The organism is Lysobacter gummosus, from assembly GCF_001442805.1.
GTDB classification, from domain to species: domain Bacteria; phylum Pseudomonadota; class Gammaproteobacteria; order Xanthomonadales; family Xanthomonadaceae; genus Lysobacter; species Lysobacter gummosus.
On the sequence record NZ_CP011131.1, the window covers coordinates 5,766,790 to 5,793,608 of the forward strand.

Below are 26,819 nucleotides of genomic sequence, written 5' to 3' on the forward strand. Positions count from 1 at the left end.
CTTACTCCTGCGAATGCAGCATCGCTTCCAACGCATGCCGCGGCAGCTTGCCGGTTTCGTTGCGCGGCAACGCGCTCACGCAGCGCAGCGGGCGCGGCAGGAACACCGGGTCGATGCTCTGCCGCAGCGCATGCAGGATCTGCGCTTCGCCCAGGCCCGGCGCGACCGCCAGCGCGGCGATGCGGCGCACGCCGAAATGGTCGGCGGCATCGAGTTGGAACACCACGCCGTCGCGAACGCCGTCGATGGCGAGCAGCTTGCGGGTGAGATCGCCGAGCGAAGCGCGCTTGCCGGCGATCTCCAGCAGATCGGCGCTGCGGCCGCGCAGCACGAAGCGGCCGTCGGCTTCGACTTCCATCAGATCGGCCAGCACCACCGGCTCGGGCAGATGCGGCGCGTGGATCGCGGTGCCGTCGGGTTGCGGGCACACGCGCACGCCGGGCAGCGGCGTCCACGCCGCTTCCAGCGCGGTGCGGCGGCGCGCGAACACGCACGTCTCGGTGGAACCGAACACTTCGCGCACTTCGCAGCGGTAACGCGCTTCGGCGGCCTGGGCCAGTTCCACCGGCAGCGGCGCGGTGGCCGAGACGATGCCGGCCAACGCCGGCAGTTCGATGCCGGATTCGACCAGCGCGCGCAGATGCACCGGCGTGGTCACCAACAGCGGCGGCGTATCCGCATCGCTCAGGGCGCGGGCGACGTCGCCGGGAAAGAACGGCCGATGCGCGTGCACCGCGACCGGCCCCAGCAGCGGCAGCAGCACCGACATCTCCATGCCGTACATGTGCTGCGGCGGCACGGTCGCGACCAGCGGGGTGATCTCGCCGGCGCGCAGCAGGTCCTGCAGCGCGGCCAGGTTCTGCGCGGTGCTGGTGCGGAACGCGTCCCAGGTCTTGTGATTGGGCTTGGGCTGGCCGGTGCTGCCGGAGGTGAAGCCGATCGCCAGCAAGGCCTGCGCATCGACCTGCAGCGGTTCGCCCTCGGCCTGTTCCAGCGTCTGCGCCAGATGCAGATAGCGCGGCGGCGTCGGGTCCAGCGGCAGATCGCCGATGCAGTAACTGTCCGGGTAACGCACCAGCACGTCGTCGATCACCGCCGGGGCGCGCGAGGACGGCAGCAGATTGGCCTGCCCGCGCAGCGCCACCGCGCACAGCGCGACCAGGAAGCGATAGCGGTTCTCGCACAGATTCACCGCGCACGCGGCCTGCGGCAGGCGCGCGGCGAGGGCGCGCACTTCGCGCTCGAAACGTTCGCGCTCGATCCGCGGTCCGCCGCCGAAGGCGAGCATGCGACCGGGCGCGCCGGCGACCAGATCGAACCACTGCGCGCTGCGCGCTAGACCCTGGCTGAGCGGAACCTGGCTCGGATCGATAACCGCTGACATCAATATGGTTTCCCGCGGCCATGGCCGCTTTCATTGCCTGCAACTTGCCCGGCTGCGCCTGATCGCAGGCTGACGGCCGTCGCGGCCGCCCAGCTCCACTTCAGCAACGATGCCACGCCCCCGCGTGCACACCTCGAACGAACCCGGTCCCCAGGCGTTTAGCTTACGCTGACTGGGCCGCCACCCGCCAAACTGCCCTCGTTCATGTCCCTGTCCGCTCGTTCACCTTCGTCCGTCGCCGCGTCCGGCGACGCGACGCCGCGCTGGGTCTGGCTGCCGCACCCGCACGGCGCGCCGGCCGAGCCGCAGGCGCGCGGCTGGCTCGCCGGGCAACTGGACGATGCCGGACTGACGCTGTCGCGCGACGATCGCCAACGCCCGCACCTGGACCCGCCGCACCAGGACTACGACTGCAACTGGAGCCACAGCGGCGAGCACCTGCTGGTCGCGCTGGCGCATCGCGCCCAGGTCGGCGTGGACCTGGAGCGGCTGCACCGGCGGCCGCGCGCGGTCGAGATCGCCCAGCGCTACTTCACCGCGCCCGAAGCGCAGTGGCTGACCGCGCACGCCGATCGCGATCTCGCCTTCCTGCGCCTGTGGTGCGCGAAGGAGGCGGTGCTGAAGGCGCATGGGCACGGGCTGTCGTACGGCCTGGACAAGTTGCGTTTCGAGGAACGCGGCGGGGGGCTGGTGCTGGTCGAATGCGATCCGGGCCTTGGAATGCCGCAGCAATGGCGGTTTTGCGAGATCGAGCCGGCACCGGGATATCTGGGTGCGTTGGCGTGGCGGCCTTGGGGTTGAGGGGCCGGCTGCGGTTTCGTCGCAAGTGGGGTTCGAGTCGGGGCTGAAGCTCCCTCTCACAATAGATTCCGAGCGCACGCAGACTCCCCGGCAACGTCTCCGATGTTCGCGGCGCAATCGCCGATGTCTCCGAGGAAGGGAGCTTCAGCCCCGACCCAAGCCGCGACGCAACTCCAGGCACCCGCGCCATCGGCGATAATCGCCGCGATGAATACCCCCGTCTCCCTTCCGCCCGGGCTGCGCACCGAGCTCGAAGCCGGCCTGTCCGCGCTCGCCCTCGACCCGGCCCTGGCCGCGCCGCTGCTGGACTACCTGGCCCTGCTCGCGCGCTGGAACCGCACCTACAACCTCACCGCGGTGCGCGATCCGCAGGACATGGTCGGCAAGCACCTGCTCGATTCGCTGGCCATGCACCGCTATGTCGATGCGCTGGCCGCGCGCGGCGGCGCCCTGGCCGACCTGGGCACCGGCGCCGGCCTGCCCGGCATTCCGCTGGCGATCGTCAAGCCCGGCCTGCGCGTGACCCTGGTCGAAAGCGCCGGCAAGAAGGCCCGCTTCATGCGCGAGGCGCTGCGCCAGCTCGGCCTGAAGGACGCGCGGGTGGCCGAATCCCGGATCGAGGCCTTCGCCGAACCCGGCGCCTACGACGCCATCACCGCGCGCGCCCTGGCCACCTTGCCGCTGATCCTCGAACTCGGCGGCCACCTGCTCAAGCCCGGCGGCGTGCTGCTGGCGATGAAGGGCCAGCGCCCGGACGAGGAAATCGCCGCGCTGCCCAAGGGCTGGGAAGTCCGCGCGGTCGAGCCGATGACGGTGCCCGGGCTGGCCGCCGAGCGCCACATGGTCGTGATCGGCCGCCAAGGCGAAGGCTGAGCCCGCCTGCGACCATACGCCGGGCCGCGCAACCGTCTGTCTCGCGCGGCTCACCCGGCCGCGAGCCCGCGTCAAGCGCGAGGCAGCCGGCGCGGGCATAATCCCCAGTCCGGTCGGCGCCTGGCGCCGGACGCCGTCGTTACTCAATTCACTCCGCAACAAGCAGGGGACGAGCCGCATGGCCCGCATCATCGCCGTCGCCAATCAAAAAGGCGGGGTCGGCAAGACCACCACCGCGGTCAACCTGGCCGCCGCGCTCGCACGCACGCCCAAGCGGGTGCTGCTGGTCGATCTGGACCCGCAAGGCAACGCCACGATGGGCAGCGGCGTGGACAAGCGCCAGCTGGAGGACACGGTCTGCGACGTCCTGCTCGGCGAAGCCGACGCCGCCGCGACCATCGTGCGCGCGCCGGAAGACTTCGACCTGCTGCCGGCCAACATCGACCTGACCGCGGCCGAAATCAGCCTGATGAACCAGGACGCGCGCGAGCAGCGGCTCAAGCGCGCGCTGGCGCCGCTGCGCGGCAACTACGACTACATCCTGATCGACTGCCCGCCGGCGTTGTCGCTGCTGACCTTGAACGCGCTGACCGCGGCCGATTCGATCATCGTGCCGATGCAGTGCGAGTACTACGCCCTGGAAGGCCTGAGCGCGCTGGTCGATACCATCGAGGCGCTCAAGGCCAACCTGAACCCTTCACTGGAAATCGAAGGCGTCTTGCGCACCATGTTCGACGTGCGCAACAACCTCGCCAATGCCGTGTCGGCCGACCTGACCACCCACTTCGGTGACCGCGTGTTCCGCACCATCGTGCCGCGCAACGTGCGCCTGGCCGAAGCGCCCAGCTACGGCCAGAGCATCGTCGGCTACGACAAGACCAGCCGTGGCGGCATCGCCTACCTGGGCCTGGCCGGCGAAGTGCTGCGCCGCCAGCGCGAACGCGAACAAGCCGCCAAAGCCGCCAAGACCGCCGTGGGCGCGGAGACCCCTGCATGAGTAACCCCGCCAAGAAGCGCGGCCTGGGCCGCGGCCTGGAAGCTTTGCTCGGCCCGAAAGCCGCCGCCGAGGCGCCGACCCTGGTCGAAGCCCAGCCCGGCGACATGCTGCGCAACTTGCCGGTCGATTCGCTGAGCGCCGGCAAGTACCAGCCGCGCAAGCACTGGGACGAAGCCAAGCTGGCCGAGCTCGCCGAATCGATCAAGGCCCAGGGCGTGATCCAGCCCATCGTGGTCCGCGAGATCGGCGAAAAGGGCGGCAAGACCTACGAAATCATCGCCGGCGAACGCCGCTGGCGCGCCTCGCGCCTGGCCGGGCTGGCGGAAATCCCGGTGGTCATCCGCGAAGTCGATGACCGCACCGTGGTCGCGATGGCGCTGATCGAGAACATCCAGCGCGAAGACCTCAACCCGCTGGAAGAAGCCACCGCGCTGCAGCGGCTGATCGACGAATTCGACCTCACCCACGCCCAGGCCGCCGAAGCGGTCGGCCGTTCGCGCGCGGCGGTGTCCAACCTGCTGCGCCTGCTGGAACTGCCGGGCGAGATCCGCGTCCTGGTCGAGACCCGCGCCCTGGAGATGGGCCACGCCCGCGCCCTGCTGACCCTGCAGCCGCAAGCGGCGATCGCGCTGGCGCGCCAGGCCGCCGAACTGGGCTGGTCGGTGCGCGACGTCGAGCACCGCGTGCAGCAGCTGGCCGCCGGCAAGATTCCGGTGTCGGGCAAGGCCAAGCCGGTCAAGGCCAAGCCGCAGGCCGACATCGCCACGCTCGAGCGCGAGCTGTCGGAATCGCTCAACACCAAGGTCAACGTCCTGCACGGCCGCGGCGGCAAGGGCCGGCTGGTGATCCACTACACCGACCTGGATTCGCTGGATGGGGTGCTGGAGAGGCTGCGCGGCAAGGTCGACGCCTGATCCGCGTCCGAGCCACGTGCATCCCTATCGCTACCGTGTTTCCTTGAGCCTGAGCCATCCCGACGCCGACTTGCGCGAACTGGGCGAAGTTTTGGAAGTCCGCCCCACCCGCGCTGTCAAAGCCGGCGACCGGCGCATCACCCCGAAAGGTACCCTGCTGCCGGGTGCGTACCGCGAATCGAGTTGGGGCGGCGACCTGTCTCCCGAAACCGACGACGCCCGGACCTCGGACGACGAGCCTCTGGAAACCTTCCTGGAAGCGCAGCTCGACCGCCTGAGCCAACATTCCGGCCGGTTGCGCGCCTTCCACGACGACGGTGGGCGCGCCATGTTCTTCATCGGCCTGTTCTGCGATGCCAACACCGGCTTGGTTTTGTCACCGGCTCTGATGGCCAAGGCTGCCGCGCTGGGGATCGGGCTCGGATTCGATATTTATCCACCGGACCCGCCCGGTACCGGCGACACTCCGGCTTGAGCACCGGCTCGATTCTTTCCCACTAGCCTGAGCGCACCGCCGCCAGGCGGGCCGGAAAACGACTGTCCTGTGACGATTCGCGCCGGCGGGATTGGGGTAATCCACTAAACTTGTGCATTCGCTTTCGCTGAACACGCCTGTCGGGTCTTCCCGGCCGGGTCGAAGCGTCGTCGCCGTACTACGAACCACACCACCGAGAAGGAGATACACATGAAATGGATGGCCGCCGCCGCATTGATGCTGGCACCGGTTATGGCTTGGGCGCAGACCGGGTCGTGCCCGGAACTGAAGAATCCCGAGTTGAAGTGGAATCAGCGCCAAGGCGCCAACTACACGATCTGCTACCTCGAACTGCCCAACAGCCTGGGCACGGGCACCGGCTTCGGCGTCTACCTGGGCACGCGCACCTTCAAGCCGGCCAAGAAGGCCCGCGCCGAAAAGGGCAGCGTGGGCAGCCAACAGGTCCAGTGGTTCACCAAGCAAACCGTCAACAACCTGCGTCCGTACTCGCGCGAAACCCTGGTCAACCTGCCGGGCGAAAAGCCCAAGAGCAAGGTCAAGGTCTACGTATGGATCGACGCGGCCACCGCCGAGCAGCTCAACGAGGGCTTCGCCCTGGCCAAGCAGGTGGCGGTGCAGTAATCCCGCTGCCGCAGCGCGCGCCGGGCGGACGCCGCCCGGAAGCGCGCACGCGGCCCAGGCCAGCGCGTTTTCCGCGCACGCCGCAGGCACCGGGCGGATTTTCCGCGTGCGCATCGACGCGAAACCGGAACACGAATTAGGCGACACTTCGCGCCTCAACAGCCGACTCCACTTCGAATGACCATCCTAGTCACCGGCGCAGCCGGCTTCATCGGCGCCAACGTCTGCCGCGCCCTGCGCGCGCAAGGCCGCGCGATCGTCGGCCTGGACAACTACAACGATTACTACGATCCGCAGATCAAGCGCGACCGCGTTGCCGCGCTGTGCGCGGACGTGGATATCCGCGCGCTGGACCTGGGCGATCGCGACGGCCTGGCCGCGCTGTTCGACGAGTTCGCCTTCGAGCAGGTGGTGCACTTGGCCGCGCAGGCCGGCGTGCGTTACTCGCTGACCAATCCGCATGCCTACGTGGACAGCAACCTGGTCGGCTTCGTCAATCTGCTGGAACTGTGCCGCCACCGCGGCGTGCAGCATCTGGCGTATGCGAGTTCGTCCTCGGTGTACGGCGATTCGGCCACGCCGCCGTTCTCGGAAGACCAGCGCATCGACCAGCCGCGCTCGCTGTACGCGGCGACCAAGGCCGCCAACGAATTGATGGCGCACACCTACGCGCATCTGTACGGCCTGCGCGCCACCGGCCTGCGCTTCTTCACCGTCTACGGGCCGTGGGGCCGGCCGGACATGGCGCCGCTGCTGTTCTCGCGCGCGGTGCTGGCGGGCCGGCCGATCGACGTGTTCAACCACGGCAAGATGCGCCGCGACTTCACCTACATCGACGACATCGTCGCCGGGGTGATCGGCGCGCTCGACCATCCGCCCGCGTCCGACCCGCCGCACCGGGTATTCAACCTGGGCAACCACACCCCGGTCGAGCTGGAACGCTTCATCCAGGTCATCGCCGACGCCGCCGGCCGCCCGGCGCAGAAGGTCTACAAGCCGATGCAGCCCGGCGACATGGTCGAGACCATGGCCGACACCTCGCGCGCTCAGGCCGCGTTCGGCTTCGAGCCGGCGACGACGATCGAGGTCGGACTGCCGCGCGTGGTCGAATGGTGCCGGAGCTATTTCGGCGACAATGCCTGACGTTTCGGCCGCATAGCGCGGAAAAGTCGATAGTTCACCGATGTTCTCGGCCCGTCGGTCGCCGCGGGCGGGCGGCGCGATTGTCGATCGATCCCGCGCCGACATCCCGCCGACATCGGCTCATTCATGGTCCGGCGTCCCGAACCCGCCTCCGGGCCGTTCACTCAGGCACATCAGAAGCTTAAGCTGCGCGTGTTTTTTGCAGATCTTGTGACGTTTGTCGTCCGCGCACGGCACGCTTTAACACTCTGCAGTCCGCTGTCGCCCCAGGACGGGCTCGCCTCGATGCGACCCGGCCCGGCCTAGCCGCCGCGCTCATCACCATCACCCCGCGCCGACAAGGCCTCGGGCGCAAATACCCGTATTACTCGCGAGCTTCATTCATGACGCAAACCCCCCAGTTGTCCGTCGTGGTCCCGGTATTCAACGAACAGGACAACGTCGCCCCCTTGGTCCAGGAGATCGTCACTGCCCTGCGCGGCGTGGCCGATTTCGAGATCGTCTACATCGACGACCACTCGCGCGACGGCACCCTGGCCGCGCTGGAAGCCCTGAAAGCCGGCGTGCCGGAACTGCGCGTGCTGCACCACCTCACCCAGAGCGGGCAGAGCACGGCGGTGCGCAACGGGGTCAAGGCCGCGCGCGGCGCCTGGATCGCGACCCTGGACGGCGACGGCCAGAACGATCCGGCCGACATCCCCAAGCTGCTGGCCAAGCGCGCCGAATCCGGCCCCGAGGTCAAGCTGTTCGCCGGCTGGCGGGTCAACCGTCAGGACTCGGGCAGCAAGCGCTGGGCATCGAAGTGGGCCAACGCGATCCGCAGCCGCATGCTGCGCGACGACACCCCCGACACCGGCTGCGGCATCAAGCTGTTCGAGCGCGCCGCGTTCATGGAACTGCCCTACTTCGACCACATGCACCGCTACCTGCCGGCGCTGATGCAGCGCGCCGGCTGGAAGACCCTGAGCGTGCCGGTCAACCACCGCCAGCGCAGCACCGGCGTGTCCAAGTACAACAACCTCAACCGCGCCCTGGTCGGCATCAGCGACCTGCGCGGGGTGGCATGGCTGATCCGCCGCGGCAAGCTCACCCAGATCGTCGAACGCTGAGGTCGCCGCCATGGACTTCATGAATTCGCCGATCGCGTGGCTGGCCTGGACCGGCCTGCACATGTCGCCGTGGAAGCTGATCGGCCTGATCGGCGCGCTGATGTTCGGCGGCCGCTGGCTGGTGCAGTTCATCGCCAGCAAGCGCCACGGCAAGCCGGTGATCCCGCGCGCGTTCTGGTACATGAGCCTGCTCGGCAGCGTGATGACGCTGAGCTACTTCGTGTTCTCGCAGAAGCAGGACTCGGTGGGCGTCATCCAGAACCTGTTCCCGGCCTTCACCGCCGCCTACAGCCTGTACCTGGACATCAAGCACCGCGGCTGGCGCCGCGACCGCGCCAGCCACTGAGGCGCGAGCCGGACGCCCGGATCATTCGAGGATCTCGCAGCCTTCCGGCATCCGGATCCAGCCCGAGCGCCTGTCGTCGTAGACCGACACCCACGGCGGCGGGAAGTCCGGCTCGGCGAAGGCGCCGACCGCGACGGTGACGAACGCTTCCAGGCCTTCGGCGCGCCAGTAGACGGTCGAGCCGCAGTTCGGGCAGAAGCCGAACCGCGCCGAGCTGCCGCTGTCGCCTTGTCGCACGTATTCGCGCGACTCACCCTGGATCGCCACCGCCTCGCGCGGGAACCGCGCCTGCCAGCCGAATGCGCTGCCGGTGCGGCGCCGGCAGCACAGGCAATGGCAGACCGAGACCCGTACCGGATCGCCCTCGCAGGTCAGGCTCAGTTGGCCGCAATCGCAGGATGCAGTGCGACGGATCATGCGAATCTCCTTAGCTGGGCTGAGACGGGATAGGGGCTCGCGGCCCAGTTCGGGAGAATATCGCGGCTTTCCGCCCGGCCGCCGGGAGCGTGGCCGGCAAGTGCTTGTTCCGACTTGGATTTGCCGGCATAATGCGCGGCTCGCTGTGTCCGGCTGCCCTTAGGGGCATCACCGGGCGGCCCTCGGAAGCGCGATTCCGGGCCGCCACGTACGGCGAGAATCCTTACCTGTATCGCGCGGTGCCAGCCTTCGAAAGAACGCGGTGCCGGGGCCGCCGCCTCCCTGGCCAAGGGAAGCAAGACTCCTTTCGAGGTGCGTAATGTCCCGCGTATGCCAAGTAACGGGCAAGCGAACGACGACTGGCAACAACGTCTCGCATGCCATGAACAAGACCCGCCGCCGTTTCCTCCCCAACCTGCACGAGCGCCGCTTCTGGGTCGCCAGTGAGAACCGTTGGGTGAAGCTGCGCGTTTCCGCCCATGCCCTGCGCACCATCGACAAGAACGGTATCGATTCCGTCCTCGCCGAACTCCGCGCACGCGGCGAAAAGATCTGAGGAGGATCGAACCATGGCTTCCAAGCGCGACAAGATCCGCCTGATCTCGACGGCGAACACCGGTCACTTCTACACGACCGACAAGAACAAGAAGAACACCCCGGCGAAGATGGAGGTCAAGAAGTATGACCCCGTCGTTCGCAAGCACGTGATTTACAAGGAAGGCAAGATCAAGTGACGTCTTGGCCCGTTCGCGCTTAGCGCGAACGGCTTTGCCAAGACGTCATCCCCGCGAAAACGGGGATCCAGCGCCTTTAGAAGAAACCCGCCTACTCGGCGGGTTTTTTTTGGCCGACGATTTCGTGGCGCGTAGATGCGCTGCGATGAATTGCATCGGCGTTACGAACGAATACCCCGAACAAGCGCGCCACCGTTGCCCCCTTTGAAAAAGGGGGCGGACGCCCGGCGGCCGCTGGATGTCTGGACCGTCGCTGATGGCGCGGGGGATTTGCTTTGATTTGGCGGGTGCGAGAAAGAGCAAAAGCGAATCCCCCCCTCCCCCCTTTTTCAAAGGGGGGGGAACAGCAACAACAACGGCAACGGCCACCTGTCGGGTGCCGTCTGCCAAAGCACAAAAAGAAACCCGCCCGAAGGCGGGTTTCTTCGCATTGCCGAACCGCCGACCTCAGGGAATCACACCCCCGAAATACGTCGAAACCTGCGGCCAGATCAGCGAAATCTTCGCGCCGGAATTGAAGCAGCCGCCGAAGTGATGCAAGGCGATCGCCTTGCCGGTGGCGCGCGCGATCACCGGCGAGCCCGAGCTGCCGCCCTCGGTGTCGCAGTAATAGCCCACGTCGCTGTTGGGCGCGTTGCCGGTCACGCTCGGCGCGTCGACGCGGCATTTGCCGCCGCTGTTCTGGGTGTCGGCGACGCTGAGCTCCTTCATGCGTCCGCCCGGATGGCCGGCAATGAAGATGCCTTCGTTTGCGTTCGCCGCGCGCACGTCCAGGCCCAGCGAGCCGAAGCTGGAGATGTTCGCGAAGTTCTTCACCGTGAACAGCGTGTAGTCGAGCGTGGTGTTGGTCTTGAGCATCTGATCGCCCGCGACCTTGGTCACCGTCGCCTGCGCGCCGGTGCAGGTGCTGCGCTGGTAGTTGAACCAGAACTCCGCGCCGGCCACGCCCGCGGCGGTGCTGATGCAGTGGTTGTTGGTGAACATGCGATTGCTCGAACTCACCCGCCACGCCGTGCACAGGCTACCGCTGCTCATGACCGCGCGCGCGACCGGCCTGGAGCCGTTGAAGGCCTGCGTGTCGCTGGTGGCGTAACAGGCGGCGGCCCGCTTGTCGTCGCTGCCGCAGATCGATTTGCCGCCGACCTGCGTGCCGAGCAAGCCTTCGTTCTGCAATTCCGGCAGCATGTCTTCGGGATAGCCTTCCAGATAACGCGACACTTTCACGCCGTGATCGGCACGCCACGGTTCGCGCGCGGTGCCGACCAGACGCAGCACCGCGACCGGGCCGCTGATCGACATCGCGGAGAAACTGGTCTTGCCGTCTTGGCCCAGATCGGCCGCGACGGTGTGCGGGCCCAGTTGCTGCGCGCTGTAGCGATACATCTCGCGACCATCGGGACTGGACACTTCCAGGCTCACGCCGGCCGGCAGCGAGAAGCGATCGAAGTGCACCTTGATGAAGGACGCGTCCGGCGTGCGGATCTCCACCGGCTTGGTGCCGGCGTCATTGCCGGCGCGGCCGACGCGGCCGGATGGGGCGCCCAGTTGCAGGTCGATGCTGCGCTGCTCGGCGATCTTCAACGGCACCGGCGCGGCCGGTTCGGTCTGCGCGGCGGCGAGCGCCGGCAACGCCAGACACAACGCGCCCAGCAGCAGGGCCGGGGCGAACTGCTTGCACTGTCCATACTTCATAGGGTGTTCCTCCTGGAACGGTGGCGGCGCGGTCGCAATCGAAACGGGCAGGCGCACGTGGCGCGCACCGCGAACGCGGCGGCGAACGTGCATGGCGGTTGCATGCGCCGATGTGAGAGTTGGATTGCGCACCGACAGCGACGGCTGCCGTGCGCGGCGACACTGGCAAATGCGCGCGGCCGAAACCGTGATCGCAGTGGATTACGCCGCATCGATGATTGGAAGCTTGACCGCCGACTCAGCTGAATCGTGCCGAAGGTGGGGCAAGTTCAGCCTGAGCGCTGCGCTGCGGGGTGAGTCGCGTCGCTTCGCCACCAGTGCGCGTTGGCTTTTTCAGCCATCGCGAAGAGCGTTTTCGTTGGCTGCATGCGCAGGATCGGTGAAATCGAAAACGACGTGCATATGCCGTCATGCGTCGTCCAATTGCGCGAATCGCATCTCGCGCACTCGATGCGCATCGGCGATCTCGTCTTCGCGAAATTTTCCAGTACTGCCGATCGGATACGTGCGCCGATTCCGTGATCGCTGATGAAATAGCGAGGCAAGACAGGGATGCGCGTTCGTCGTAGACCGAATCGTCCATCTCGCTGTCGACGCAGCGCGGACACGCCGAGCCGCTTCGCCTTGCATGCGACGCCTGCGAGGGTGGGGACAACATCCGGACAGCCAAGCCGGCGCGCCGCTTTCGGCGCAGATCGCCCCGCGTCGACGCACTGGCCGCCACTCCCAGGCCCGAGCCGCACCCACCCGGCCACCGCCGCCCCAACTCCACCCGCCACCCGCCCTCCACCCACCTACCCAAAGGTCGAACCCCCGCCGCGGCCCCGCGCCCAATCCCAGGCCTTACACTCGACCGACCTCCCACCCAAGCCTGAAACGCCCTTGATTCCCGGCTGGATCCTGCTGCTGGTATCGGCCGGCTACGTCGGCCTGCTGTTCGCGGTCGCCTACTACGGCGATCAGCGCGAACGCACGCCGCGCGCGCGCTGGCTGCGCACCGCGGTGTATTCGCTGGCGCTGGCGGTGTACTGCTCCTCGTGGACCTTCTACGGCGCGGTCGGCACCGCAGCGCGCACCGGATTGGGGTTCCTGCCGATTTACCTCGGCCCGCTGCTGATGCTGCTGTTCGGCTGGCGCATCCTGGAGCGGCTGGTGCTGATCTCCGGCGAGCACCGCATCGTTTCCATCGCCGACTTCCTGTCCTCGCGCTACGGCCGCGCGCCCGGGCTGGCGGCGCTGGTCGCGGCGGTCGCGCTGACCGCGGCGGTGCCCTACGTCGCACTGCAGTTCAAGGCGGTGGCGATGAGCGTGCAGGTGCTGGCCGGGGTACCGTCCGATGCCGGCCTGCTCGCCGATCCGGCCTTCTACGTGGCGATGATGCTGGCGGTGTTCGCGATCCTGTTCGGCACGCGCCGGGTCGATGCGACCGAACACCACCACGGCATGGTGCTGGCGGTCGCGCTGGAATCGCTGGTCAAGCTGATCGCCTTCATCGCCATCGGCGTGTTCGCGCTGATCCATCTGCCCGGCCTGGGCAACTACGCGCAGCGCGTCGAACAGGCCGCGCGCGTGGTCATGCAGCCCGGCCTGCCGGCCGGTTTCGTCACTCAGACCCTGCTCGCCTTCACCGCGATCATCTGCCTGCCGCGCCAGTTCCACGTCGCCGTGGTCGAATGCCAGGACCCCAACGATCTGCGCTCGGCGCGCTGGCTGTTCGGCGGCTATCTGGTGCTGATCAGCCTGCTGGTGGTGCCGATCACCCTGACCGGCCAGGCCATGCTCGGCGGCAGCGGCGTGTCGCCGGACACCTATGTGCTGGCGCTGCCGCTGCAGTTCGATCAGCAGGCGCTGGCGCTGATGGTCTACATCGGCGGTTTCTCGGCCGCGACCGGCATGGTCATCGTGTCTTCGGTCGCGCTGTCGACCATGGTCAGCAACGATCTGGTCATGCCGCTGCTGCTGCGCAGCGGCGCGCTGCACGAAGGCGCGCCGCACGAAAGCACCGGCGTCGACCGGCAGGTGCTGTGGGTGCGCCGCATCACCATCGTGCTGCTGGCGCTGATGGCCTATGCCTACCACCGCGCCTCGATCGGCGCGAACGGTCTGGCCCAGCACGGCCTGCTCGCGTTCGCCGCGGTCGCGCAGTTCGCGCCGGCGCTGATCGGCGGGCTGTACTGGCGCGGCGCCAGTCGCGCCGGCGCGGTGTCGGGCTTGTTCGCCGGCACGGTGGTGTGGATCTACACCCTGCTGCTGCCGGCGCTGACACGGATCGGCTGGCTGGACGAGGGCTGGCTCAGCAGCGGCCCGCTCGACATCCTGTGGCTGCGGCCGGAGCAGTTGTTCGGCCTGGTCGGTTGGGACGCGCTGACGCACGGCACGTTCTGGTCGCTGCTGTTCAATGTCGGCGCGTTCTTGTTCATCTCGGTGCGGCAGCGCCCGCGCCTGCAGGAACAACTGCTGGCCGCGCCGTTCCTCGATCCCTACGTGCGCCGTCCCGCGCTCGGCCCGGGCGGCTGGGCCGGCGCGGTGCGCAGCGGCGAGTTGCTGGCGCTGGCCGAACGCATCGTCGGCGAGCGTCATGCGCGGCGCGCGTTCGAGGATTACGCCCATCAGCAGGGCCGAGAATGGCAGCCCGAGCAGCCGGCCGATCGCGCGCTGGCGCAGTTCACCGAGCGCTTGCTCGCCGCCGCGATCGGCGCGGCTTCCGCGCGCCTGACCCTGACCAGCGCGCTGCGCGGTTCGGGCATGGAACTGGGCGAAGTGGTGGCGCTGCTCGACGAGGCCAATCAGGAACTGCGCTTCAACCGCCAGGTGCTGTCGACCACGCTGGAGAACATCAGCCAGGGCGTCAGCGTGGTCGATCCGCAGATGCGCCTGGTCGCGTGGAATCGCCGCTATCAGGAATTGTTCGACTATCCCGACGGCATGCTCTACGTCGGCCGCCCGGTCAGCGACCTGCTGCGCTGGAACGCCGAGCGCGGCGAAATGGGCCCCGGGCCGCTCGACGAAGACACCATCAACGAACTCGTGCGCCGCCGCATCGCCCACCTGCGCGCCGGCGCGCCGCACGTGTTCGAGCGCGTGCGCAGCAACGGGCAGGTGATCGAACTGGTCGGCCGGCCGCTGCTGGGCGGCGGCTACGTCACCAGCTACAGCGACGTGACCGACTACAAACGCGCCGAACAAGCGCTGCGCGAAGCCAACGAAACCCTGGAACAACGCGTCGAACAACGCACGCAGGAAGCCGAATCGGCGCAGCAATCGAAAACCCGCTTCCTTGCCGCGGTCAGCCACGACGTGCTGCAACCGCTCAACGCCGCGCGCCTGTTCACCACCGCGCTGCGCGAAAGCGACGACGCGCAGGAACAGCGGCGCCTGGCCGAACGCGTGGACGCCTCGCTGCGCGCGGCCGAAGACTTGCTCGACGGCCTGCTCGACATCTCGCGCCTGGACGCCGGCGCGCTGCGGCCGGAACTGGCCGACCTGGACGCCGGCGAACTGCTGCGGGAACTGGCCGCGCAGTACGCGCCCAGCGCCGCCGGCCGCGGCCTGCAACTGCGCGTGCGCGCGCCGCTGAACACCATGCCGGTGCGCAGCGACCGGCGCCTGCTGCGCCGCGCCTTGCAGAACTTCCTCGCCAACGCCCTGCGCTACACCCGCGAAGGCGGCGTGCTGCTGGCCGCGCGCGCGCGGCCGGATCTGCAGCGCATCGAACTGCAGGTCTGGGACACCGGCCCGGGCATTCCCGAGCATCACCTGGAACAGATCTTCGACGAGTTCCGCCGCTTCGACCAACCCGGCATCGGCGGCGAACGCGGACTCGGCCTGGGCCTGTCGATCTGCCAGCGCATCGCGCGCACGCTCGATCATCCGTTGCGGGTGCGTTCGCGCATCGGCCACGGCAGCGTGTTCTCGATCGCGGTGCCGTGCGGCGAGCCGCCGCGCGAAGTCGCGGCCGAACCGGTCAACGCCACCCTCACCGATTCGCTGGCCGGGCTGCGCGTGCTGTGCATCGACAACGACCGCGAGATTCTCGACGGCATGCGCGCGCTGCTGGACCGGTGGGGCGCGAACGCGCTGTTGGCGGCGACCGTCGACGACGCGCTGGCCTTGCTCGATCAACATCCGGACGTGGCCCTGGTCGATTACCACCTGCACGACCGCCTCGACGGCCTGGCGATCATCGACGCCCTGCGCGAGCGCCTGGGCATCGCACTGCCGGCCGCGCTGCTGACCGGCGACGGCAGCGACGCGCTCAAGCTGGCCGCGCGCGAACGCGGCTGCCGGGTGCTGACCAAGCCGATCAAGCCGGCCTCGCTGCGCGCCTTCCTCGCCGCGCAACGTCGGGCGGTGCAGGCCTGATCGGTTCGCGGATCGATTGCGGTCGCGTGCGTTCGTAACGCGCGCCGACATGGGCGCGACGCCGCGGCGGTGACCGGACCACCGGCATGCATACGGCGCGCGCGAGTCCCGGTCCCGGCGCCGGCTTACCGCGAAACGCGAACCGGCGCGCGCTGATTGCGATGGCCGCCTCCGGCCATCGTTGCTTGCGTGACGCAGAACACACTAAGCTTGTGCCGCCCGCGCCTATCCAAGGACGCGATAGCGGGCCGAGCGCGGGGAATGCTCGTCAGCGTCTCATCACAGACGTATTGAATCGAAAGGGAGATCACCCATGCGGAAGCGCCTGCTATCCGTTCTGACCGCGCTCGCGCTGGTCGCCGCCGCCGCGCCGGCCGCCGCGCAGGATTCCGGCGCCGATGCCGTGGCCAATCTGGCCTGGAAGGTCGGCCCCACCCAGGGCTCGATCGCCGAAAAGGCGAGCATCAAGGTGCCCGAGGGCTACGCCTTCCTCGATGCCGCCGGCACCCGCAAGCTCAACGAGCTGCTGCACAACCCGCCGACCGGCACCGACGAATACACGCTGGCGCCGAAAGACCTGAAGTGGTTTTCGTTCTTCCACTACAACGACATCGGCTACGTGAAGGACGAGGAATCGCTGGACCCGGACGGCATCCTCGATTCGATCCGCGAAGGCACCGAGGAAGGCAACGTCGAACGTCGCAAGCGCGGCTGGGAAACGATGAAGATCGAAGGCTGGAGCTTCAAGCCCCAGTACGACAAGAACACGCACAACCTGGAATGGGCGGTGCTGGCCTCGACTTCGGGCTCGGCCGACAAGATCGTCAACTACAACACCCGCCTGCTCGGCCGCCACGGCGTGACCGAAGTGATCCTCGTCGCCGATCAGGCCGGCCTGAAGGAGGCCATCGGCCAGTTCAAGCAACTGGTGCCGGGCTACGCCTTCAACGACGGCGAGAAGTACAGCGAATTCAAGCCTGGCGATCACGTCGCCGAGTTCGGACTGGCCGCGCTGATCACCGGCGGCGCCGCCGCGGTGGCGACCAAGAAGGGCTTCTTCGCCGCGATCGGCATCTTCCTGCTCAAGGCCTGGAAGCTGGTGCTGGTCGGTCTGGCCGCCGCCGGCGGCGTGATCGCCAAGCTGTTCGGCCGCAAGAAAGACGCCGGCCCGGAATGACGCTGCCGCCGCTGGAACTGTTGCTGGTATTGGGCGTGATCGGGTTCTATCTGCAGGACTCGGCGATGTTGCTGCACTACGACGAAATCGTCGTAGTGCGCCACGGCCGCCGCTGGCAGGCTTCGGTCGGCTCGTCCAGCCAGATCGGCGGGCGTTATCCCTATCTGCCCGATCCGCTGCAACCGGCATCGCCGCTGTTCCGCAGCGGCTGGCTGGCCGATCCGGCGCGGACGCGGCGCGAGCATTGGGCCGGCTTCGGCCACTATCTCGCGGCGCTGGATACCTTTCGTCCCGCGTGCTGGACACTGTGGAGCCTGCTGTTGATCTGGCTGCCGCTGTTGTTGTGGCGTTCGGCGAGCCCGACGGTCATGCTCGGCCTGGCGCTGCTGATCTACCTCGTCGTGCTCAAGATCGGCCTGCGCCTGTGGCGCTATCGCCGGGTGCTGGAGCTCAGCGACAGACAGGCGCTGTCGCTGGGCTTCGAACTGCTGTGCTGTCCGCCGCATGCGATCAACGTCGTGCGCCGGCTGTGCGCGCGGCGCGGCCTGCACGGCAACGCCATCGACGCGGCGCGGCGCCTGCTCACCGGCGCCGAACGCGGCGGCATCGCCGACGCCATCGACGGCCGGCTGGCGATGGCCCTGGATTTCCACGACGGCGATGCCCGCCTGATCGCCGCGAAACAACGACTGGAACTGCTGCGATGACCACGACCGAATTCATCGTCATCCTCGGCGGCGCGGCGCTCGGTTACTGGCTGGTCGCGGTGGTATGGCCGCTGTGGCGCGATCGCGGCGACGCGCCGCCCGGCCCGGCCTTGTTCGAAGCCGATCCGCCGTGGCACGAAGTGCTGGACGTGGCCGAGGACGCGGATCGGAACACCATCGACGCCGCGCATCGGGCCAAGCGCGCCGAACACCTGCCCGAGCGCGTCGCCCATCTGAGCGCGGACGTGCGCAATCAAGCGCAGCGGCGGATCATGCAGATCGATCGCGCATATGCGGCGGCGATGCGTGAGTTGGGGTTCGGGCGCCGCGACGGGAGCGGCGAGCGCTGAGCGACGCTAGGCATGATGCCGACGGCGCGATGCGTCGGATCGTGTCCGATCAAGCCGCCTGCCGGCTTATGCGGCGACGCTCAATCCGCCTCTTCCGGCGGCGGCACGATCGCCCCCGGGTCCAGCGCCAGGCGTCCGGCGATCAGCACCGCCTGGGTGCGGTTGTTGGCGCCGAGCTTGCGCAGGATCGCAGTCACGTGCGCCTTCACCGTCGCCTCGGACACGCCGAGTTCGTAGCCGATCTGCTTGTTGAGCAAACCCGCGCCGAGCATCTGCAGGACCCGGAACTGCTGCGGGGTGAGGTCGCGCAAGCGCTGCGCGGCGTCGTGTTCTTCCGCGTTGGCGGCCGGAGCGGCGAGCGCGGCGGCAGGCGCCCAGCGATCGCCGTCGAGCACGCGGGTCAGCGCCTCGCCCAGGGTGACCGCGTCGGCGGACTTGGGGATGAAGCCGACCGCGCCGTGATCGAGCGCGCGGCGCATGGTCGCCGGTTCCTCGCGCGCGGACACCACCACGATCGGCAGCTGCGGGTGCAGCGCGCGCAGGTGCACCAGCGCGCTGAAGCCTTGCGCGCCGGGCATGTTGAGGTCGAGCAGGAGCAGATCGGCGTCGGATTCGGCCTCCACCAGCACGTACAGCGCATCGACGCTGTCGGCCTCGCGCAGCACCGCATCGGGCAGCACCCGCGCCACCGCGCCGCGCAAGGCTTCGCGGAACAGCGGGTGGTCGTCGGCGATCAGCAAAGTCGGCATGGGGGCGGGCCTGGTCGGTGGAGCATTGCCGCGGACGACGTGCATGGCGGATTTTTCCGTGTTTCAGAGAAATCTTATGCCCGTTCGGTGAGTCGCCCGCTATTGGACGATGGGTGAAGGCGGGTGAAATGCGGGTATGCAGCCGTATGAACGACGTCTCAAAAATCCATCGCGGCGCTTGCGCGGCGCGATGAGCCGGGCCGAGCAGCGGCTTTGGTACCTGCTGCGGCGTGGGCAGGTGTGCGGGGTGCGGTTCTATCGGCAGAAGCCGCTGTTGGGGTACATCGTGGATTTTTATGCGCCAGCGGCGGGGCTGGTGGTCGAGGTGGACGGCTCGCAACATCTCGGCGCGGAAGGGCTTGCGACGGATGCGGTGTGCAACGCGGCGCTGAATGCGCTGGGGCTGGAGGTGCTGCGGTTCGACAATCTGCAGGCGCTCAATGAGACGGCTGCGGTTATGGAAGTGATTTTTGGGGTGGTTTCTCGGCGGGTTCGGGGCTAAGAGCAAATCCCCCCTGCCCCCCTTTTTTAAAGGGGGGAACAGCAACAGCAACGGCAATGGCAACGACGGCGGCAGGCGGCAACGGCGGCAACACGGCGGCGGCAAGGCTCGGTCTGGCGCGATCAGACGCCACTCCCAACCCTGCACACCCACCTACCGGATTCCCCCCCCCCTTTGAAAAAGGGGGGCCAGGGGGGATTTGCTTTTCGCTCACCCCAACCGCCCGTTACTTCCCCAGCCGCTCATTCACCAGACTCTCCACCACCGACGGATCGGCCAAGGTGCTGGTATCGCCCAGTTGATCCGGCGCGTTCTCGGCGATCTTGCGCAGGATGCGGCGCATGATCTTGCCCGAGCGCGTCTTCGGCAGACCCGGCGCCCACTGCAGATGATCGGGCGTGGCGATCGGGCCGATTTCCTTGCGCACCCACGCCACCAGCTCCTTGCGCAGCTCCTCGCTCGGCGCCTGCCCGGCGATCAGGGTGACGTAGGCGTAGATGCCCTGGCCCTTGAGGTCGTGCGGGAAACCCACCACCGCCGCTTCGGCGACCTTCGGGTGCGAAACCAGCGCGCTCTCGACCTCGGCCGTGCCGATGCGGTGGCCGCTGACGTTGATGACGTCGTCGACGCGACCGGTGATCCAGTAATAACCGTCGGCGTCGCGACGGCAGCCGTCGCCGGTGAAGTAGTTGCCGGGGTAGGTCTTGAAATAGGTTTCGATGAAACGCTGATGGTCGCCGTAGACCGTGCGCATCTGCCCCGGCCACGAGGCGGTCAGCACCAGGTTGCCTTCGGCCTCGCCTTCGAGCACGCCGCCGTTGGCGTCCACCAGCGCCGGCTGCACGCCGAAGAAGGGCTTGGTCGCCGAGCCGGGCTTGAGGTCGATCGCGCCGGCCAGCGGCGTGATCAGGATGCCGCCGGTCTCGGTCTGCCACCAGGTATCCACGATCGGGCAGCGCGAATCGCCCACCACCTCAAAGTACCAGCGCCAGGCCTCGGGATTGATCGGCTCGCCGACCGTGCCGAGCAGGCGCAGCGAGGAACGCGAGGTCTTCTTCACCGGCTCGTCGCCGTCGCGCATCAGCGCGCGGATCGCGGTCGGCGCGGTGTAGAAGATGGTGACCTTGTGCTTGTCGATCACGTTCCAGAAGCGCGACACGTCCGGATAGTTGGGCACGCCTTCGAACACCAGCGCGGTCGCGCCGTTGGCCAGCGGGCCGTAGACGATGTAGCTGTGGCCGGTGACCCAGCCCACATCGGCGGTGCACCAGTAGACGTCGTCTTCGCGCAGGTCGAACACGGCCTCGTGGGTGAACGCGGCGTAGGCGAGGTAACCGCCGGTGGTGTGCAGCACGCCCTTGGGCTTGCCGGTGCTGCCGGAGGTGTAGAGGATGAACAGCGGATCTTCCGCGTTCATGCGCTCGGGCTCGCAGGTATCGGGCTGGCCGGCGACCACCGCGTCGTACCAGCGGTCGCGCGGCATCTGCATATCGACCGCGGCGCCGGTGTGGCGCACCACCAGCACGGTTTCCACCGAGTTGGTGCCCGGCAGCTTCAACGCCGCATCGACATTGGCCTTGAGCGGAATCTTCTTGCCGCCGCGCAGGCCTTCGTCGGAGGTGATCACCAGCTTGCTGGCGCAGTCGGCGATGCGGTCGGCGATCGAGTTCGGAGCGAAGCCGCCGAACACCACCGAATGGATCGCGCCCACGCGCGCGCAGGCCAGCATCGCCACCACCGCCTCGGGAATCATCGGCAGGTAGATGGTGATGCGGTCGCCCTTCCTGACGCCCAGGTTGCGCAGCGCATTGGCCAGCCGGCATACGCGCGCGTGCAGTTCGCGGTAGCTGATCGGCTCGGCCGGCAGGTTCGGATCGTCGTGCTCGAACAACAGCGCAGTCTTGTCGCCGCGCGTGGCCAGATGACGGTCCAGGCAGTTGACGCTGGCGTTGAGCTCGCCGTCCTCGTACCACTTGATGCGGAAATCGTTGAGGTCGTAGCTGACGTTCTGGATCTTGCTCGGCGGCTTGAACCAGTCCAGCCGCTGGGCCACGCGGCCCCAGAAGCTTTCCGGATCGTTGATCGATTCGGCGTACTGGCGCTCGTAGTCTTCGCGCTTATACCGGGACTTGGCGGCGAACGCCTCATCGATGGGATAGACGCTGGCGGGGTGGCTCATGGAGGGCTCCTGCTAGGGGCGGGATTCGGGACTGGGGATTCGGGATTCGAAAATCAGGCGCCGATGATGCCGCGCCGACGCGGGAACCGCGAATCCCCAAGCTCGGCCCACAAGTGTGCCGCAATGCAACAAGCGAGGCCAAGCCGGCGAGGTAGACCTTGGTCGAAGAGGCGGGACTCGGCATCGAAGATGCGGCGGCCGAACTCGCTTGCGTTTCTGCAAATCCTAAATCGCCGCTCCCGACTCCCCATTTCCACCTAGACCTTCGTCGTAAACCCCGCAGACAGGTATCTGTTTTCGACCAATGGCGAATGGTGGGCGGCCACCGCCGGCGCGCAGGCTGGCCGCGGCCGCACTTTTCGGGCGGCATTCCTTGGGAGGGAAATCATGACTTTCTCCAGCGTGCTTACACGCAGCGCCACACCGCGCGCGACGATCCGGCGACGGCCTCTGGCCTGCGCCCTGGTGGTCGCGCTGATGCTGCCCGGACTGGCCTTGGCACAGACCGCGAAAGAAAAAGAACTCGAAGCGCGCGTCGCCGAGCTCGAACGCCTGGTCCAGCAACTGGCATCGCAACAGCAGCAAGTCCAGACCCAGGTCACCGAGGTGAAGGCCGCGCAGACGGCCGCGCCAGCGGCGATCGCGGCGACGCCGGTGAAGAATCCGATCCAGGCCACCACCATCAGCACCGCCGGCAATCCCGGCACGCGTTTCAGCTACGGCGGCTTCATCAAGCTCGATGCGTCGGTGACTTCCACCAACGACGGCGACATCGCCGACGGTTCGGTCGGCCGGCTGTTCTACGTGCCCAAGGCGATTCCGGTCGGCGGCGGGGCAGCACGCGAAGGCGGCAGCGACACCGACATGGGCGCGAACTTCTCGCGCTTCTGGTTCGCCGCCGATACCGACCTGGAAAGCGGCGACAAGCTCAAGGGCTATCTGGAATTCGATCTGTTCGGCGGCGGCACCACCGCCTTCAGCGGCAACGAGATCGCCACCAACACCTACGCGCTCACCGTGCGCCACGCCTACGTGACCTGGAACAAGTGGCTGGCCGGCCAGACTTGGTCGAACTTCCAGGACGCCAACGCGCTGCCGGACACGGTCGACTTCCTCGGCCCCACCGAAGGCACGGTGTTCGTGCGGCAGGCGCAGTTGCGCTACACCAGCGGCCCGTGGTCGTTCTCGGTCGAAAATCCGGAGACCGTCTACACGCCGTTCCGCGGCAACATGGCGCAGGTCGCCGGCGACGACGGCGCGGTTCCCGACATCACCGGGCGCTACACCGCCAAGGGCGACTGGGGCCACTTCAGCGTCGGCGCGCTGGCGCGCCAGCTCAAGTACCAGAGCGGCCGCGCCAACGATTCCAACACCGGCTACGGCGTCAGCGTGTCGGGCAAATGGAACCTGGGCGCCAGCGACGATCTGCGCTACATGGTCACCGCCGGCAGCGGCATCGGCCGCTATGTCGGTCTGGCGCTCAACAACGACGCGGCGCTCGACGGCGCGGGCGATCTGGAGAACATCGACCTGATCTCCGGCTTCGTCGGCTGGCGTCACGTGTTCAGCCCGAAGCTGCGCGGCAACGTGTTCTACTCGCGCGCCGAGTACGACAACAAGACTGCGCTGACCGGCCTTGGCATCACCAAGTCGGCGCAGTCGGCGCATCTCAACCTGATCTATACCCCGATTCCGAAGCTCGACATCGGCGCGGAATACATCTGGGGCCAGCGCGAGATCGAGACCGGCGACAAGGGCGAACTCAATCGCTTGCAGACGCATGTGAAGTACAGCTTCTGATGTCTCGATGAACTTTCCGGTCGTCTGCGTCTGCTCCTGCCGTCATTCCCGCGAACGCGGAATGACGGCCCGGAGAGGATGTCGCGTGCGACCATTTACGAATATCCACGAACATCTGCAACACCCACGATTACCTACGACCACCATCAACCATCACACAGCTGATCGGTAACACCCTCGGCGGGCCCTAGCCCGCTCCTTCCCACTGTTCGGGGGAACAGCTCATGTCCAGCACTTCAGCCCAAGCGGCGCCGTATACCGCGCCGTTGACCAAAGACCATAAGAAAGTCATCTTCGCCTCCAGCCTGGGCACCGTGTTCGAGTGGTACGACTTCTATCTGTACGGCTCGCTCGCGGTCATCATCGGCAAACAGTTCTTCGGCGGTTTGAACGAAACCAGCCAGTTCATCTTCGCCCTGCTCGCCTTCGCCGCCGGTTTCGCGGTGCGGCCGTTCGGCGCGCTGGTGTTCGGACGCCTCGGCGACATGATCGGGCGCAAGTACACCTTCCTGGTCACCATCGTGATCATGGGCCTGGCCACCTTCCTGGTCGGCATTTTGCCCAGTTACGAAACCTTGGGCATCGCCGCGCCGGTGATCCTGATCACCTTGCGATTGCTGCAGGGCCTCGCGCTCGGCGGCGAATACGGCGGCGCGGCGACCTACGTGGCCGAGCACGCACCCAACGGCAAGCGCGGCCTGTACACCAGCTTCATCCAGACCACCGCGACCCTGGGCCTGTTCCTGTCGCTGCTGGTGATCTGGGGCTGCCGCAATTTCCTGGGCAAGGAAGACTTCGAGTCCTGGGGCTGGCGCATTCCGTTCTGGTTCTCGGTGCTGTTGCTGGCGGTGTCGGTGTGGATCCGCCTGCAGTTGGCCGAGTCGCCGCTGTTCCAGCAGATGAAGGCCGAGGGCAAGACCTCCAAGGCGCCGATCACCGAGAGCTTCTTCTCCAAGAACGGCAAGATCGCCCTGCTCGCGCTGCTCGGCGCGACCGCGGGCCAGGCGGTGGTGTGGTACGGCGGCCAGTTCTATTCGCTGTTCTTCCTGACCAAGACCCTGGGCATGGACCCGAACCAGGCCGACATCCTGATCGCCATCGCCCTCGCGCTGGCCACCGGCGGCTTCATCTTCTTCGGCTGGCTGTCGGACCGCATCGGCCGCAAGAAGATCGTGCTGGCCGGCTGCCTGATCGCGGTGTTCACCTACTTCCCGGTGTTCAAGGCGCTCACGCATAACGTCAACCCGGCCCTGGAATCCGCGGTCGCCGCTTCGCCGGTCACCGTCACCGCCGACCCGGATCGTTGCGCGTTCCAGTTCGACCCGGTCGGCAAGGCCGCGTTCAAGCAGTCCTGCGACGTGATCAAGTCGGCGTTGGCGAAGAAAGGCATTCCCTACGTCAACGCGCCCGGCCCGGCCGGCAGCATCGCCACCGTCAGCATCGGCGGCGCCAACCTGAGCAGCTTCGAAGGCGAATCGCTCGACAGCGCCGCGTTCAAGGCCAAGTCGGAGGAATTCGGCAAGCAACTGACCGACGCGTTGAAGACCGCCGGCTACCCGGCCAAGGCCGATCCGGCGCAGATCAACAAGCCGGTCGTGATCGCGCTGCTGACCTTCCTGGTGCTGCTGGTGACGATGGTCTACGGGCCGATCGCCGCCTGGCTGGTGGAACTGTTCCCGACCCGCATCCGCTACACCTCGATGTCGCTGCCGTACCACATCGGCAACGGCTGGTTCGGCGGTTTCCTGCCGTTCACTGCCTTCGCCATCGTGGCGGCGACCGGCGACATCTACAGCGGCTTGTGGTATCCGATCATCGTCGCGGCGATGACGGTGGTGATCGGTGCGTTGTTCCTGCCGGAAACCAAGGATCGCGACATCACCGAGTAATCGGCCTGTCCATCGGTTGAGAACGACGCCGGCCTCGCGCCGGCGTCGTTCGTTTCGGCACGGGTTAACCGGCCGCTCTAGAATCGGCCGCATGGAGTCGTTGCCCGCATTACTCGCCCAAGCCCGCGCCTGCACCGTGTGCGCGGCGCATCTGCCGCATGGGCCGCGCCCGGTGTTGCAGGTGGAGGCCAGCGCGCGGATTCTGATCGCGGGACAGGCGCCGGGACGCAAGGTGCACGCGTCAGGGATTCCGTTCGACGACGCCAGCGGCGAGCGCTTGCGCGCGTGGCTGGGAATGAGCCGCGAGGTTTTCTACGACGCGCGCCGCGTGGCGATCGTGCCGATGGGGTTTTGTTATCCGGGCACGGGCAAATCCGGCGATCTGCCGCCGCGGCCCGAATGCGTCGCGACCTGGCACGCGCGCCTGCTGCCGCAACTGCGCGAGCTGCGATTGAACCTGGCCATCGGCCAATACGCGCAGGCCTATCACCTGCCAGGCGCCGGCGCTTCGTTGACTCAGGCGGTGGCGGCGTGGCGCGACACCTGGCCGCTCAAGCTCGCGCTGCCGCATCCCAGCCCGCGCAATCAAGCCTGGCTCAAACGCAATCCATGGTTCGAACGCGAACTGCTGCCGGTGCTGCGCGAACGCGTGGCGCAGGTGCTCGACGGCGCCGACTGAACGCGGCCGCTCACTGATACACGAACTTCGGCATTTCCCACTCATAGCGGATCGCCAGCAGGCGGAAGGCGAAACCGCCGCCCAGGCACAGCAGCACGCTCAGATTTTCCGCCACGCCCAGGCGCAGCATCAGCAGATACGCCACGCCGGTCAGCAGCGAAATGACCGCGTACAACTCGCGCTGGAACACCAGCGGAATCTCGTTGCACAGCACATCGCGCAACACGCCGCCGAAGGCGCCGGTGAGCATGCCGGCGATCACCACGATCACCGGCGCGTGGCCGCCCTCGCGCGCGACTGCGCAGCCGATCAGGGTGAAGGCGATCAGGCCCAGCGCGTCCAGCCACAGGAACGCGCGGCGCAGGTAATGCAGTTTCTTGGCCAGGAAGGTCGCCGCGATCGCCGCGCACACGGTGTAGGCCAGGTACTCGGGATGCTTCACCCAGCCCAGCGGATAGTGGCCGAGCACGATGTCGCGCAGCGAGCCTCCGCCGAGCGCGGTCACGCTGGCGATGATGACCACGCCGAACAGGTCCATGCGTCGGCGCCCGGCGGACAGCGCGCCGGTCATGGCTTCGGCGCTGATGGCGATGAGGTAGATGATCTGCAGCAACACGGCGCAACTCCGTCGGACGAACGCGGGGAAACCGCGCACGTGCGAACGAAGACAGGGTCGGGGCTGAACGCACAGGTTCGAGCGCCGTGGAGCGCGCGATCACGTAGGAACGCGATCGCGCACCGATAACCGATGTCTCCGAGGCCGTGGCCGCGGCGCCGCTCCCGCTGTCCTTTTACCTGAGAGTTTGCGCGGCCCGGCGGGATGCGCCGGCAGCCGCTTGCCCCTTCGGTGGGCCGCGTGGCGGCCTCTCTCCAGATCGGCGATGCGTTCGCAGTGTTC

The 26,819-nt window shown here is 67.5% G+C and carries 25 protein-coding genes and 1 riboswitch; of the genes, 19 read left to right on the plus strand and 6 right to left on the minus strand.

The genetic code is table 11. The annotated features are described in order from the left end of the window. Window position 1: 1 nt before the first annotated feature. Window positions 2-1,288: an AMP-binding protein gene (locus LG3211_RS23380; protein ID WP_057945699.1), complete on the minus strand. Its 1,287-nt coding sequence runs from the start codon at window positions 1,286-1,288 to the stop codon at window positions 2-4. A 300-nt stretch (window positions 1,289-1,588) separates the two neighbouring features. On the opposite strand from LG3211_RS23380, the gene LG3211_RS23385 reads away from it, so the two are divergent. From LG3211_RS23385 to LG3211_RS23425, 9 genes are all read left to right on the plus strand, one after another. Then, complete coding sequence (locus LG3211_RS23385) at window positions 1,589-2,185, plus strand: 4'-phosphopantetheinyl transferase family protein (protein WP_083512794.1); 597 nt, start codon at window positions 1,589-1,591, stop codon at window positions 2,183-2,185. A gap of 207 nt (window positions 2,186-2,392) precedes the next feature. Beyond that, window positions 2,393-3,058 (plus strand): 16S rRNA (guanine(527)-N(7))-methyltransferase RsmG, encoded by a 666-nt coding sequence (gene rsmG / locus LG3211_RS23390; RefSeq protein WP_057944947.1) that lies wholly within the window; start codon window positions 2,393-2,395, stop codon window positions 3,056-3,058. A gap of 178 nt (window positions 3,059-3,236) precedes the next feature. Beyond that, the gene (locus LG3211_RS23395) at window positions 3,237-4,055 is read left to right on the plus strand and encodes a ParA family protein (RefSeq protein ID WP_057944948.1); all 819 of its coding nucleotides are present in this window, start codon (window positions 3,237-3,239) and stop codon (window positions 4,053-4,055) included. Further along, a complete protein-coding gene (locus LG3211_RS23400) occupies window positions 4,052-4,969 on the plus strand; it encodes a ParB/RepB/Spo0J family partition protein (protein ID WP_057944949.1) in 918 nt (305 codons plus the stop codon). Before LG3211_RS23395 ends, LG3211_RS23400 begins: the two co-directional genes overlap by 4 nt. Before the next feature lie 16 nt (window positions 4,970-4,985). Beyond that, the gene (locus LG3211_RS23405; protein ID WP_187313090.1) at window positions 4,986-5,444 is read left to right on the plus strand and encodes a DUF4279 domain-containing protein; all 459 of its coding nucleotides are present in this window, start codon (window positions 4,986-4,988) and stop codon (window positions 5,442-5,444) included. Between the two features lie 210 nt (window positions 5,445-5,654). Next, window positions 5,655-6,086 (plus strand): hypothetical protein, encoded by a 432-nt coding sequence (locus LG3211_RS23410; protein ID WP_148649123.1) that lies wholly within the window; start codon window positions 5,655-5,657, stop codon window positions 6,084-6,086. Between the two features lie 177 nt (window positions 6,087-6,263). Beyond that, a complete protein-coding gene (locus LG3211_RS23415) occupies window positions 6,264-7,229 on the plus strand; it encodes an NAD-dependent epimerase/dehydratase family protein (protein WP_057944952.1) in 966 nt (321 codons plus the stop codon). A gap of 383 nt (window positions 7,230-7,612) precedes the next feature. Next, complete coding sequence (locus tag LG3211_RS23420; protein ID WP_057944953.1) at window positions 7,613-8,338, plus strand: glycosyltransferase family 2 protein; 726 nt, start codon at window positions 7,613-7,615, stop codon at window positions 8,336-8,338. A gap of 10 nt (window positions 8,339-8,348) precedes the next feature. Continuing rightward, on the plus strand, window positions 8,349-8,684 hold the full coding sequence (locus LG3211_RS23425) for a lipid-A-disaccharide synthase N-terminal domain-containing protein (protein WP_057944954.1): 336 nt from the start codon (window positions 8,349-8,351) through the stop codon (window positions 8,682-8,684). Between the two features lie 21 nt (window positions 8,685-8,705). On the opposite strand, the gene LG3211_RS23430 is transcribed toward LG3211_RS23425, so the two are convergent. After that, window positions 8,706-9,101, minus strand: a complete 396-nt coding sequence (locus tag LG3211_RS23430) for a GFA family protein (RefSeq protein ID WP_057944955.1) — start codon at window positions 9,099-9,101, stop codon at window positions 8,706-8,708. 319 nt (window positions 9,102-9,420) lie between these two features. Here LG3211_RS23430 and rpmB point away from each other — a divergent pair, with 319 nt between their 5' ends. After that, window positions 9,421-9,657 (plus strand): 50S ribosomal protein L28, encoded by a 237-nt coding sequence (gene rpmB, locus LG3211_RS23435; protein WP_057916198.1) that lies wholly within the window; start codon window positions 9,421-9,423, stop codon window positions 9,655-9,657. Window positions 9,658-9,670: 13 nt separating this feature from the next. Next, complete coding sequence (rpmG, locus tag LG3211_RS23440; RefSeq protein ID WP_031370656.1) at window positions 9,671-9,835, plus strand: 50S ribosomal protein L33; 165 nt, start codon at window positions 9,671-9,673, stop codon at window positions 9,833-9,835. Window positions 9,836-10,282: 447 nt separating this feature from the next. On the opposite strand, the gene LG3211_RS23445 is transcribed toward rpmG, so the two are convergent. Continuing rightward, entirely contained in the window at window positions 10,283-11,527 is a 1,245-nt protein-coding gene (locus tag LG3211_RS23445; RefSeq protein WP_057944956.1) for a trypsin-like serine peptidase, read from the minus strand. Between the two features lie 882 nt (window positions 11,528-12,409). On the opposite strand from LG3211_RS23445, the gene LG3211_RS23450 reads away from it, so the two are divergent. The 4 genes from LG3211_RS23450 (at window position 12,410) to LG3211_RS23465 (ending at window position 18,123) form a co-directional block, all read left to right on the plus strand. Beyond that, window positions 12,410-15,889: a PAS domain-containing hybrid sensor histidine kinase/response regulator gene (locus LG3211_RS23450; protein ID WP_057944957.1), complete on the plus strand. Its 3,480-nt coding sequence runs from the start codon at window positions 12,410-12,412 to the stop codon at window positions 15,887-15,889. Window positions 15,890-16,202: 313 nt separating this feature from the next. Then, complete coding sequence (locus LG3211_RS23455) at window positions 16,203-17,066, plus strand: DUF2167 domain-containing protein (protein ID WP_057944958.1); 864 nt, start codon at window positions 16,203-16,205, stop codon at window positions 17,064-17,066. Next, the gene (locus LG3211_RS23460; protein ID WP_057944959.1) at window positions 17,063-17,773 is read left to right on the plus strand and encodes a hypothetical protein; all 711 of its coding nucleotides are present in this window, start codon (window positions 17,063-17,065) and stop codon (window positions 17,771-17,773) included. The genes LG3211_RS23455 and LG3211_RS23460 overlap by 4 nt, the downstream gene beginning before the upstream one ends. Then, the gene (locus LG3211_RS23465; RefSeq protein ID WP_057944960.1) at window positions 17,770-18,123 is read left to right on the plus strand and encodes a J domain-containing protein; all 354 of its coding nucleotides are present in this window, start codon (window positions 17,770-17,772) and stop codon (window positions 18,121-18,123) included. Before LG3211_RS23460 ends, LG3211_RS23465 begins: the two co-directional genes overlap by 4 nt. Window positions 18,124-18,203: 80 nt before the next feature. On the opposite strand, the gene LG3211_RS23470 is transcribed toward LG3211_RS23465, so the two are convergent. After that, the gene (locus tag LG3211_RS23470; protein WP_057944961.1) at window positions 18,204-18,872 is read right to left on the minus strand and encodes a response regulator transcription factor; all 669 of its coding nucleotides are present in this window, start codon (window positions 18,870-18,872) and stop codon (window positions 18,204-18,206) included. 136 nt (window positions 18,873-19,008) lie between these two features. On the opposite strand from LG3211_RS23470, the gene LG3211_RS23475 reads away from it, so the two are divergent. Then, window positions 19,009-19,374: an endonuclease domain-containing protein gene (locus LG3211_RS23475; protein ID WP_057944962.1), complete on the plus strand. Its 366-nt coding sequence runs from the start codon at window positions 19,009-19,011 to the stop codon at window positions 19,372-19,374. A gap of 226 nt (window positions 19,375-19,600) precedes the next feature. Here LG3211_RS23475 and acs read toward each other — a convergent pair whose 3' ends face one another. After that, on the minus strand, window positions 19,601-21,553 hold the full coding sequence (gene acs, locus LG3211_RS23480; protein ID WP_057944963.1) for an acetate--CoA ligase: 1,953 nt from the start codon (window positions 21,551-21,553) through the stop codon (window positions 19,601-19,603). Between the two features lie 387 nt (window positions 21,554-21,940). Here acs and LG3211_RS23485 point away from each other — a divergent pair, with 387 nt between their 5' ends. The 3 genes from LG3211_RS23485 (at window position 21,941) to LG3211_RS23495 (ending at window position 25,921) form a co-directional block, all read left to right on the plus strand. Further along, window positions 21,941-23,353, plus strand: a complete 1,413-nt coding sequence (locus LG3211_RS23485) for a DcaP family trimeric outer membrane transporter (protein WP_057944964.1) — start codon at window positions 21,941-21,943, stop codon at window positions 23,351-23,353. 224 nt (window positions 23,354-23,577) lie between these two features. Beyond that, the gene (locus LG3211_RS23490) at window positions 23,578-25,242 is read left to right on the plus strand and encodes an MFS transporter (protein ID WP_057944965.1); all 1,665 of its coding nucleotides are present in this window, start codon (window positions 23,578-23,580) and stop codon (window positions 25,240-25,242) included. Window positions 25,243-25,333: 91 nt separating this feature from the next. Beyond that, on the plus strand, window positions 25,334-25,921 hold the full coding sequence (locus LG3211_RS23495; RefSeq protein WP_057944966.1) for a uracil-DNA glycosylase family protein: 588 nt from the start codon (window positions 25,334-25,336) through the stop codon (window positions 25,919-25,921). A 10-nt stretch (window positions 25,922-25,931) separates the two neighbouring features. On the opposite strand, the gene LG3211_RS23500 is transcribed toward LG3211_RS23495, so the two are convergent. Then, a complete protein-coding gene (locus tag LG3211_RS23500) occupies window positions 25,932-26,537 on the minus strand; it encodes a trimeric intracellular cation channel family protein (RefSeq protein WP_057944967.1) in 606 nt (201 codons plus the stop codon). 159 nt (window positions 26,538-26,696) lie between these two features. Then, window positions 26,697-26,805, minus strand: a riboswitch (glycine riboswitch). Between the last annotated feature and the right edge of the window lie 14 nt (window positions 26,806-26,819).